Source organism: Roseateles aquae (assembly GCF_032337115.1).
In the GTDB taxonomy this organism is placed as follows: domain Bacteria; phylum Pseudomonadota; class Gammaproteobacteria; order Burkholderiales; family Burkholderiaceae_C; genus Roseateles_C; species Roseateles_C aquae.
The window spans coordinates 137,527-148,150 of record NZ_JAVXZY010000013.1; the positions used below are offsets into that span (position 1 = coordinate 137,527).

The 10,624-nt window shown below is 63.8% G+C and carries 7 protein-coding genes; 4 read left to right on the forward strand and 3 right to left on the reverse strand.

The features are described 5' to 3' along the window. The first annotated feature begins 149 nt into the window (after positions 1-149). Together ylqF and RQP53_RS23250 are read left to right on the forward strand one after the other, a co-directional pair. The gene (gene ylqF, locus RQP53_RS23245; protein ID WP_315653109.1) at positions 150-1,100 is read left to right on the forward strand and encodes a ribosome biogenesis GTPase YlqF; all 951 of its coding nucleotides are present in this window, start codon (positions 150-152) and stop codon (positions 1,098-1,100) included. 51 nt (positions 1,101-1,151) lie between these two features. Further along, positions 1,152-1,907, forward strand: a complete 756-nt coding sequence (locus RQP53_RS23250; RefSeq protein WP_315653110.1) for a substrate-binding periplasmic protein — start codon at positions 1,152-1,154, stop codon at positions 1,905-1,907. A 6-nt stretch (positions 1,908-1,913) separates the two neighbouring features. On the opposite strand, the gene RQP53_RS23255 is transcribed toward RQP53_RS23250, so the two are convergent. Then, entirely contained in the window at positions 1,914-3,077 is a 1,164-nt protein-coding gene (locus tag RQP53_RS23255; protein WP_315653111.1) for a YbfB/YjiJ family MFS transporter, read from the reverse strand. Positions 3,078-3,213: 136 nt separating this feature from the next. Further along, positions 3,214-6,528, reverse strand: coding sequence for a TonB-dependent receptor (locus RQP53_RS23260; protein ID WP_315653113.1), 3,315 nt, complete (start codon positions 6,526-6,528; stop codon positions 3,214-3,216). Between the two features lie 521 nt (positions 6,529-7,049). On the opposite strand from RQP53_RS23260, the gene RQP53_RS23265 reads away from it, so the two are divergent. After that, positions 7,050-7,871 carry a M90 family metallopeptidase gene (locus tag RQP53_RS23265; protein WP_315653114.1) on the forward strand — a complete coding sequence of 274 codons (822 nt, stop codon included), beginning with the start codon at positions 7,050-7,052 and terminating at the stop codon, positions 7,869-7,871. A 30-nt stretch (positions 7,872-7,901) separates the two neighbouring features. Here RQP53_RS23265 and RQP53_RS23270 read toward each other — a convergent pair whose 3' ends face one another. Further along, positions 7,902-8,507 (reverse strand): protein phosphatase CheZ, encoded by a 606-nt coding sequence (locus RQP53_RS23270; protein ID WP_315653116.1) that lies wholly within the window; start codon positions 8,505-8,507, stop codon positions 7,902-7,904. Between the two features lie 234 nt (positions 8,508-8,741). Between RQP53_RS23270 and RQP53_RS23275 the strand changes: the two genes are divergently transcribed. After that, positions 8,742-10,460, forward strand: coding sequence for an EAL domain-containing protein (locus RQP53_RS23275; RefSeq protein WP_315653117.1), 1,719 nt, complete (start codon positions 8,742-8,744; stop codon positions 10,458-10,460). The last annotated feature ends 164 nt before the right edge of the window (positions 10,461-10,624 follow it).

Here is a 10,624-nt window from a genome sequence, read left to right on the forward strand (position 1 = left end):
ACATCGACCCAGCCCGACCACGGCCGGGTCCCTGCCTCGGCAGCGGTTCAGCACAAACGCCGTCGCGATCCCGGCAATAACGCCAACATCCGGGACAATACGTTCGCCGCACTTTCTGGCGGCGAGGCAGTGGACAGAGGTTGGACGAGATGGCGATTCAGTGGTTTCCCGGGCATATGAACAGCACGCGCAATGCGATCCGGGACCGGGTGAAAGATGGCATCGACGTCGTCATCGAACTGCTCGATGCCCGCGTGCCGGGCTCCAGTGCCAACCCCCTGCTGGCCGCGCTGACCGATGGTCGCCCCTCGTTGAAGCTGCTCAACAAGCAGGACCTGGCCGATCCGGCTCGCACCGCTGAGTGGCTGGCCCATTACAACGCCCTGCCCGATACCCGCGCAATCGCGCTGGACACCAGCATGGTCGCCCCCGCCAAGGCGCTGGCCGCGGCCTGCCGAGAACTGGCGCCCAATCGTGGCGGCATGGCCAAGCCGATGCGGGTGCTGATCTGCGGCATCCCCAATGTCGGCAAATCGACGCTGATCAACACGCTGGCCGGCAAGCGCTCAGCAAAGACCGGTGACGAGCCCGGCATCACCAAGGTCGAACAGAAGATCGTGTTGGAAAGTGACTTCTATCTGTACGACACACCCGGGATGTTATGGCCACGGATTTCGGTTGAGCAAAGCGGCTACAACCTGGCCGCCAGTGGCGCGGTCGGCCGCAATGCCTTTGACGAAGAAGAAGTGGCGCTGGAGTTGCTGCACTATCTGCGCCAGCACTACGCCGGCCTGGTCGAGGCCCGCTACAAGCTGGGCGATACCAAGGAACTGGTCGACGCCGAACTGCTGGCTGCGATTGGTCGCAAGCGCGGCGCCATGCTCAGCGGCGGTCGCATCAATATGCAGAAGGCCGCGGAAGTGCTGATCTATGAGTTCCGCCAGGCTGTGTTGGGCCGCATCACGCTGGAAACACCGACTGAGTTTGCCCAATGGTGCAAGGCCGCCGAGGAAGCCGACGCGGCACGTGAAGCCAAGCTGGCCGCGCGTAAGGCCAAGCGTCGCTCGGACCGCGACGCCCCGCCGGCACAAGAGGACTGAGCAGGCTGCAGCGTGCGTTTGGCCTGATTCACTTGGCCTCATAATTTGCCGATGCTGTTGCGCCTATGTCTGTTCGTTGCCGGCCTGTTTGTGCAGTTTGCTGCAACTGCGCAGACGCCCGCGGGCGATGAATTGCTGATCGAATACCGCGACAAGCCGCCGCTGTCTTACACCGAGGCTCAGCGTCCCGCCGGCATCCTGATCGACAAGACCCGAGAGATCTTCAAACGCGCTGGCATTTCCATCCAACTCAGCGAAGTGCCTCTGAAGCGCATCGTCAAAGACATCCAGAACAATCAACAGCGTGTTTGCTCACCCGGCTGGTACAAGCTGGTTGAACGTGAGCAATACGCGCGCTTCTCGCTAGCCATCCACCAGGACGCCAAGCAGCGCGTGCTGGTGGCGCCCGGCGCGCTGGCGGTCGCTCGCAGCCATGCCAGCATCGTCAGTTTGCTTGCCGACCGCAGACTGCAGCTTGCCACCGTCAATGGCGTCTCCTATGGCGCAGAGCTGGATCAGCTGATAGTCGCCGCCGCACGGCCGGCGCTGGCCGTCAGCGTCACGCCGCAGCAGTTGGCGCGAATGATCAACGCCGGCCGTGCCGATTACATGTTCATCGATCAGGATGACTACGAATACCTGGAGCAACAGGGTGAGCTTGGTGGAAACCAGGCGCAGGCGCTGAGCTTCAGCGACATGCCCGCGGGCCTTTACCGCTATCTGATGTGCAGCAAGCAGGTCGACGACGGTACGCTACAGCGCATCAATGATGCGATTCGCCAGCTCGGCGACGGGCGCAAGCGCTGAAACCCGCTAGCCGCGTTCACGCATGAGCGCTACTAGCAGCAACATGCCCAACACCAGCACTGCTGCCGTCAGCAGCAGCGGCACGCGAAAGCTCCCAGTGCTTTGCACCAGCCAGCCGCTCAGCGCCGGTGCGCTGATCTGGGCCGCCCCATAGCCCAAGGTCAGACGCGCCATCGCCTTGCCTGGATTGGCCGGAGTACGGCGGCCGACCACCGCCAGCGTCAGGCTGACAATGCCGATGAAGGTTGCCCCATACAGCAAGGCACCCGCCAGCGCTGCAGCCAGACTCTCGGACAGCGCCGGCAACAGCACAGAAAGCACTTGCAGACCAAAGGCCAGCAGCAGCGCTTGCAGATCGCCGATCCGCCGCGCCACCCGATCCCACAAAAACACCGCCGGCACCGAAGCCAGACCGACCAGCAGCCAAGCCAGCGGCCCCTGCCCGGCCAGCAGCGGCTGACGCTCGACAATCGCCACGGTGAAGGTGGCATTGATGACAAAGCCCCAACCGGCGCAAAAGTACATGGCCAGCATCAGCCACAGCCAGCGCCGCGAGTCCAGCGCCGCCGCCTGCGCCGATGCCGAATTCGTCGGTACCGGCGGACGCCAGCGCCAGGCCGGCCACAACAGCGGAAGGCAGAGCAGACTCAGCCCCCACCACTGAGCCGCCCAGCCAAGCTGCCAGCGCGACAACAGCATCACCCCGAGCGCTGAGACGACGATGCCCAGGCCCAGGCCCATGAAATGCACCCCCAACTCGGGGCGCCGCCCGGCCCGCATCAGCCAGTTCAACACCAGCCCGGTGCCCAGCAGCATGGCCGCCGCGCCACACAAGCCGCCGGCAAATCGCAGCAAGGCCCACCACCACCAGTGGCTGGACAGACCCATGCCCGCAGCACTGAGCAGCGCCACAGGCAGGCCAGCGCTGTACAGGCGGTGGCGCCAGCGCGAATCATCAATCCACGAGGCCAGCAAGGCGCCGGCCATATAGCCGCCATAGTTGCAGGCGGCCAGCGCACCTGCCGCCACATCGCCCAGCCCGGCCTCGCGCTGCATCAGCGGCAGCAAGGGCGTGTAGGAAAAGCGCGCCAGGCCGATACACAGCACCAGTGCACAGATGCCGGAGATCGACACCTGCGTGGCACTGAAAGCACGTGACTCGGTGTTCATCTGCCTAGGCTAGCAGGCAAGACCTGACGCCGGCTGACGGTGTCGGGCCGAGCATGAAAAAGCACCGAGCGCCTCACGGCGGTCGGTGCTTCGGAAGGCGCCTAGAGCGGGCCTGGCCCGCTCCAGCAGCCCAGGATCAGAACTCGTAGCGCAGCGTCGCTTGAATCGCCCACTGCGACTGATTCGCCGTCTGCGCCGTGGTCAGCAGGTCAGCGTCGGTCACGCTGTAGATGTACTTGCCGTTCTGCATGCCAGCGTAGTTGACGAAGCTGCGGTAGTTACCACCGGTGTTGGTGCTGTTGACGCCGCCGAACGGCGCTTCGTCGATATGGCCCCAGTTCTTGTTCAGCAGATTGCCGACGTTCAGGATGTCGAACGTGAACACGCCCTTGTGCTTGGGACGCAGACCCGGCACTTCCTGGCTGAGACGCAGATCGAAGCTGTTCACAAACGGTGCAAAGCTGCCGTTGCGCGACACGGTGCGACCCTTTGCCGCGGCCAGCTCGGGGTTGGCGTTGACGATGCTCCAGAACTTCGCCTCGGCGTCGGCCGCGCTCAGCTTGTCCGAGGTCGGCGAGCGGAAGATCACCTCACCCGAACCCGGTGCGGTCGGGATGTACATCAGGTCATTGCCAGCAACGCCGTCGCCGTTCATGTCATTGCGGAAGGTCCAGCTGTAGGGACGACCCTTGCGGCCTTCGTAGAACAGACCGACGGTCGTCTTATAGCTGCCGACAAAGGCCTTGGACCAGTTCACCGCACCGTTGATGCGATCACGCACCAAGTAGGCCGAGTTCGCCAGCACTTCTTCGTTCGGATTGAATGCAGCACGGTTGTTGAAGCCGGAGTTCGACGTCGAAGAGGACAAATTGCTGACCTCCTTGGCGCTCATCCGCGAATAGGCGACTTGCCAGCCAAAACCGTCACGCGCAGGACGGCTCAGTGACAAGGTGATCGTGTCGCCACCGCCCTTGCCGGTCGCATCAGCGAGCAGCACGTTGCCGAAGGTCTTGTCGCGACCCGCCTTCGCCTGACCGGTGCAGCCGAGCGTGGTGCCGCCATCCTTCCAGCACTTCGTCGGATCCTGGGCGACTGCATCGTAGTAGAGCTCACGTCCATCGGGACCGGTAGCCTGCACCGCACCGAGATTCAGGTGACGGTAGTAGATCGCCTGCTTGTTCTTCGTGTGCAGCCACTCGGCGCCCGCGGTCAGTCCGTACCAGGGCAACTGGGTGTCGTAGGCCAGGTTGAACTTCCAAACCGAAGGCTGATTCAGGTTTGGCGAAATGAAGTCAACCGATGCAGCGGGCGGCACACCGGTCAAGGCCGTTTGCGTATCGGGGTTGGGGTTGAAAGTGAAACCTGCAGGGCACGGAGTCGTGCCGGTGCCGCAGCTGAACGAGGCAGTTGCCAGGCCCGTGTTCGAGTAGGGATTCGACAGCCAGACATTGGCGGCGTTGCCCTGGAACAGGCCGATACCGCCCCGCACCTGCGACTTCTGCTCAGCCTTCGGGTCCAGCTTGTAGTTGAAGCCAAAGCGCGGCTGCACCAGGCTCTTGCCGTCCAACGTCTGCGTGTTGTTGAAGCCGAACTTGTCCAGGGCCTTCTGATTGAGGGCCGGCGTGTCGTTGGTGCTGGCCTTGTCCAGGCGCACACCGGCGGTGATGTTCAGGCGGCTGTTGATCGTCCAGGTGTCCTGCATGAACAGGCCCAGATTCTTCAGCGTCCAACGCGCAATGCCATCGTCCAGGGTCTTGCCGGCCAGCGGGACTTGCACGGTATAGGTCGTTGGGATACCCGAGGCAAATACCGTCACAGGATCAACGCCAGCCGAAGTGCCCTTGAAGGTGTACACACCCTTGGTGTTCTGCAGGAAGGCGTTGTAGACCTCGTTGCTGCTGTAGTCGGCACCAAACTTCAGCTCATGATCGTCCTTGACCAGATTGCCGGCCAGGTACGCGTCCTGCGTCGTCGTGCGCAGCACGTTGTTGTGACGGCTGGCCTCGGTACCGAAACTCAGCGTGCGCTCAGTCTTGGAGCTCGAGTCCGGGAAGCCGGCCGGGTAGATCAGCTGGACCGACGGCAGGTTGGAGTTGGTGTCGAAGTACTTGTCGTACTTGCGATTCGAAACCTTCAGCTCGGTCGAAAAGTCAGGCGTCCAGTCGGCAAACCACTGGGCCACCGTCGTGTCCAGCTTTTTGATTTCGCGGTCCCAGTACGAGCTCAGCGACAGTGCGTTGGAACCAAAGCCGCGGAAGTTCGGGTCGGCCTGCTCGGTTCGCGCGAAGCGCACATTGACACGGTGGTCTTCGCTGACGTTCCAGTCCAGCTTCAGCAGTGAGTCCTTGACGGTCAGCTTCTGGCTGTCCGATGCAATCGGGCCACCGATATCAATGCCGTACTTGCTCTTGGCCACTTGCTGAACAGCAGCAAGTTGTTCGGGCGTGATATCCACATTGACCAGCGAGCTGCCCTTGGGGCCGAACGCGGGCGACGAGCGCGAACTGCTCATTTCTTCGTAGGTGCCGAAGAAGAACAGCTTGTCCTTGATGATGGGGCCGCCCAGCGTGAAACCCTTGGTGTACTCGCGGAAGCTCGGCGCCTCAGAGAAAACACCGGTCTTGTTGTCGAAGCGCTTGCCCGAGAACTGGTCGTCACGGTAGACCGCGTAGACGCTGCCCTTCAGCTCATTGGTACCCGACTTCGTGACGGCGTTGATGTTGGCGCCGGTGTAGCCCTGCTGGGTCACGTCGAAGTTCGACAGATTGACCTGCACGGCCTGGATCGCGTCGATCGAGATCGGCTGTTTCAGCGTCGGCAGGCCATTGCCTTCTAGGCCGAAGGTGTCATTGGTGCGCACGCCGTCAATCGTCACCGAGTTGAAGCGCGAGTTTTGACCCAGGGCCGAGATCTCGCCGCGCGACTTGTCGGTCTGCGCCAGACGAGGGTCGTTGCGCGCGTAGTCGGCCAGGCTGCGTGAGACCGACGCATAGGCGTCCAAATCCTTGCGGCTCAGGCTGGTGCCGGCGCCCATATTGCTGCTGCTGAAGGTGGCCACGTTTGCGGAGCCGGTCGTCACCACCTTTTCCAGCACATTGGCAGCAGCACCCAGGCGCAGGTCCAGGTTCAGCGTCTCGGCCAGTTGCAGATAGATGTCGTCGCGGACTTCACGGTCGCCGCCCTTGGCCACCGTCACGGTGTAGGGGCCGCCAACGCGCAGACCACGGATCGAGAAGCGGCCTTCGGCATCGCTGGTCAGCGTGTTGCTCGAGCCCGACTCGACGTGACGGATCACCACCTGGGCGCCAGCGACGGGCTTGCCGTCCGGGCTGACCACGCGGCCACCCACGGCGGCGGTGGTGTTTTGGGCCAGCGCCGGCGCTGCCGCCACGATGGCGACCGCGGCACTCAATGCCGTCCTGGAAAACCTCGACCAAGAATCGTTACTCATCCCGACAACTCCTCAAAAAGATGTGAAACCCGGGGTCACTGAATGCCCAAAAAATGTACCGCCAATTTGGCGCGCAAACGTTTTCGCAAACGTTTCCTCGCCCAAATCGCAACGCCAGCGCAAATACGACTTGAGCCTGACCCGGAAAAAGGTGTACGACCAGCCGCGCAAGTTCCATGCCCAGCGACCGCTATTCAAGCCCGAGATCATAGACAGGCGCTGCGCGCGCAAACGTATGCGCACGTCCACCTGATCTAGACGCGAAACTCCAGTTCTAGGCGCACAGTGTGTCGTGCGGATGTTGAAGATTCGTGACAAGCGGTGACAACGAGCGCAAGCGCCGCAATTCTCTCAGCGCGCCAAGTTTTACGGGTCAGTAAAAGCCCCGGGCTGGCCTGACTGTCGCAAATTTGCACGTCGGCCCCCCGGGATTGGCGCCCGTCAAAGCAAACCCTGCCCGCTCTTGTTTGGCGCCAGAACCGCCCCACTTGCAAGTCATCGTCCAATCAACGGGGCCCGCCATGGCGCTTGCTCTTGTCTTCCTGCTGGCCCTGGGCCTGATGGCCGCACTGGCACTTCAACCGGCCTGGCGCGCGCATCGCCGCCGCCAGTTGCAGGCCCGGCCCATGCCCGCCTCCTGGCGGCGCATCCTGCGCCATCGGGTGCCCATGGTGCAGCGCCTGCCGGCCGATCTGCAGCTGCGGCTCAAGCAGCTGATGCAGGTCTTTCTGGCCGAAAAGCAGTTCATTGGTTGCGCGGGACAGCCAATCACCGACGAAGTCCGCGTCACCATTGCCGCCCAGGCCTGCCTGCCCTTGCTGGGCGCGCCGAGGGATTTCTATCCCGCCCTGCGCCAGATCCTGGTCTATCCTGGTGCATTCGCGGTGCAACGCGTGCATCCGGGCACCGCCGGCGTGCTGATGGAGCAGCGTCAGGTGCTGGCCGGCGAATCCTGGAGTCAAGGCCAAGTCGTGCTGTCCTGGCAGGACGTGCTGGAGGGTGCGGCTCAGCCTGAAGACGGCCGCAATGTGGTCGTCCACGAGTTTGCCCATCAGCTTGATCAGGTCAAGGGCTTTGCCAATGGCGCTCCGCTGCTGGGCAGCCGGGCGGCCTATCGGCGCTGGTCAGCGACGATGCAGCAGCAGTTTGACGATTTGCGCGCTCGCGTCGATGCCGGCATCCCCGACATCCTGAGCGACTACGGCGCCACCGACCCGGCCGAGTTCTTTGCCGTGGCCAGCGAGGTCTTCTTCGAACAGCCCGAGCAACTGGCCTGGGCGCGCCCGGCGCTCTACCAGCTGCTGGCCGACTACTACAAGCTGGATCCGCTCAGCTGGCGTTGAGCCGGCCGCAAGCCATCACACACCATTGCCTCAGAAGCCGAGCGAAGCCAACAGGTCATCGACATCGTCCTGCTTCAGCGCCTTGTCCGGCGTCTGCACGCCCTCCAGGGCCTGCACCGAGCCATCGTGCTCCAGCGGTTGTTCTTCGCGTGGCGGCTCCGAATCGGCCAGAAGATGCTCCAGCGGCTTCTCGGCCTTCTCCAGCATGGCGATCACCTTGTTGATGACCTGGCCGGACAAATCCTGGAAGTCCTGCGACATCATCAGCTCGGTGTGCAGCGACCGCTCGCGGCCGGCAAAGGCGGCCGCGCTGGCCGCGTAGTCGGCGCAGAGCTTCATCATCGCGCGCGCGCGGACGATGCTGAGGTCTTCTGACTGCGCCAGGCGGCCCAGCGCCGACGCCAGGTCCATGCCCTTGCTGCGCACCTGTTCGGCGTCTTCCAGTGCGCCATCCACCAGACCCAGCACCTTGTTGGCGGCCTGCTCGGTCATTGACTGGACATAGCGCAGGCGCTCGCAGGCATCCGGCAGTTCCTCGACCACCTTGTGCAGGACCTGGATCGCTTCGGCGCTGAGCGCTTGATGGGGTGTCTCGGCTGTTTCGGGCGTGCTGGATTGTTCTGGCACTGCTTGCATGGCTGACCTTTGCTCTGCTGCACTCTCCCGCGACGCACCACCGCCAGGCGCGAACGCATCTGCTCAGGATGGTAGCCGCTGACTTGCCCGCCGTCAGCCACCAATCAACATGGTTTTTCGGCAGCAGATCGGCCCACTGAAGGCCAAAACCACTCTGATACTGACTGTTGGCGAGGGTGGTCAAGGCTGGCTACCATTGCCCCGAATCGCCGCCTGCCCCAATCACTCCCGCCCATGAACCCGCCCAGCGCGCCTCCACCTGCCCCTGAGAGCTGGTTGCGCCACCTGCTCGACGAGCTGCCGCTGCAGTACTTGCTGGTGCTGGACGGCAATGGCGCCCTGCAACTGTGCAGCCGCCCGCTGCGCCAACTGCTGCGTCTGGGGCCGCAAAGCCTGCCGCTGGACGCGCCCACCGTGCTGGCGGCCCTGCCCGAGGTCTTGTGTCAGCACCTGCAGGAAGAGTTGCTGAATCCGGCCCCCGCCAAGCCCGAAATCAGCTGGCAGATTGACCTGCAACATCCGGTGCCCGATGGCCAACACACGCTGGCCTGGCAGGTCAGGCGCATCCGAAGCGCCGGGCCGGCGCAGGGCCTGCTGCTGGCCAGTGCCATCGACATCAGCGACCGCCAGGCCGCCCATGCCCGTGAGGCCTTGCAGAGCCAGGTGCTGCACCACCTGGTCTATGAAGACGAGCTAACCGGTCTGACCAGTCGCTATGCCGCACGCGAGCGCATGCTCAGCCTGATCGAGCGCCAGGAGGACTTCGGCCTGCTGGCCGTCAAGCTGCGCGATTTCAGCCTGCTGCGCGACAACTTTGGCCCTGAGGGCGCCGACGAGGTGCTGCGCGCCGCGGCGCGGGCGCTGGAATCGGTCGTCGAGGCCCCGCTGCTCTTGGCCCGCTCCACGGGCGTCGAATTCACCATCGTCGTGCCCGGCGAACCTGATGTTGCCGCCCTGCAGCGACTGGGTCGCTCGGTGTTGAACCGCTTTGCCCAGCCGTTGAAACTCAGCCAGGCCGAGCTGGTGATCAGTGTGTCGGTTGGCATTGCCTGCTTCCCCCTGCATGGCGGCACACTGGAAGAGTTGATGCGCAATGTCGGCACCGCCCTGCATGCCGCGCAGGAGGAAGGTGGCCGCATTCAGCGCGTCTTCGATCCCAAGATGCAGCAGAAGGCCCGCGAGCGGCTCTGGCTCGACCATCATCTGCGCAAGGCGCTGGAATTGCAGCAGCTGGAGCTGCACTACCAGCCCAAACTCTCACTGCTGGGTGAACCCGGCCTCGCGGTTGAAGCGCTGCTGCGCTGGCGCCACCCCAAACGCGGCCTGATTCGCCCCGACCTCTTCATCGCCCGCGCCGAAGACAATGGCCAGATCAGTGCCATGGGCCGCTGGGTCATCGTCAGCGCCGCGGCGCAGGCGGCGCAGTGGCATCGGATGGGGCTGGAGGTGCGCATTGCCGTCAACATCAGCGCGCGCCAGCTCAGCGACCCTGACCTACTGCGCTGGCTGTCTGAATGCCAGCGCATCGCCCATGGCCTGCTCGACGTCGAGCTCACCGAGAGCAGCGTCATCGACGATGAGGCCGGCACCCACGCCTTCATGCAGGAATGCCGCAACCTCGGCTTCAAGGTCTATCTGGACGACTTTGGCACCGGCTTCTCCTCGCTGGCCCAGCTGGCGCGCCTGCCCATCGATGTGATCAAGCTGGACCGCTCTTTCCTGCGCCCCGGCAGCGAGCAACAACGCAGCGAGGCCTTGATGCGCTCGGTGGTCAGCGTGGCACGCGAACTCAAGCTCCGCGTGATCGCTGAAGGCGTTGAAAAGCCACAGCAGGAACAGTTCCTGCGCAATATCGGCGTCGACGGCGCCCAGGGCTGGCTCTACGCGGCGGCCATGCCGGCCGATGATTACGTCGGCTGGTTGCGCGGCAAGGGCCTGGCGCCGGCGGCCTGACTGACGGATCTTCCTTAGGGAAGGTCTGCATAAGTCGGCGCGGGCCGTGGCAAGCACCGGCCAAGGCCTGCCTAGGCGCGAGCCGCCGCTCAGGCTGGTGGCCTGCGCAAGGCTCGCAACACCGGCAGGGTTTGGCTGGTGCTTGCCCTGCGGGTTGGGAGAAA

Excerpts from the sequence above, each read along its gene's own strand:
- ylqF (WP_315653109.1), top strand. The coding sequence starts at position 150 with ATGGCGATTCAGTGGTTTCCCGGGCATATGAACAGCACGCGCAATGCG.
- RQP53_RS23250 (WP_315653110.1), top strand. The coding sequence starts at position 1,152 with ATGCTGTTGCGCCTATGTCTGTTCGTTGCCGGCCTGTTTGTGCAGTTT.
- RQP53_RS23255 (WP_315653111.1), bottom strand. The coding sequence starts at position 3,077 with ATGAACACCGAGTCACGTGCTTTCAGTGCCACGCAGGTGTCGATCTCC.
- RQP53_RS23260 (WP_315653113.1), bottom strand. The coding sequence starts at position 6,528 with ATGAGTAACGATTCTTGGTCGAGGTTTTCCAGGACGGCATTGAGTGCC.
- RQP53_RS23265 (WP_315653114.1), top strand. The coding sequence starts at position 7,050 with ATGGCGCTTGCTCTTGTCTTCCTGCTGGCCCTGGGCCTGATGGCCGCA.
- RQP53_RS23270 (WP_315653116.1), bottom strand. The coding sequence starts at position 8,507 with ATGCAAGCAGTGCCAGAACAATCCAGCACGCCCGAAACAGCCGAGACA.
- RQP53_RS23275 (WP_315653117.1), top strand. The coding sequence starts at position 8,742 with ATGAACCCGCCCAGCGCGCCTCCACCTGCCCCTGAGAGCTGGTTGCGC.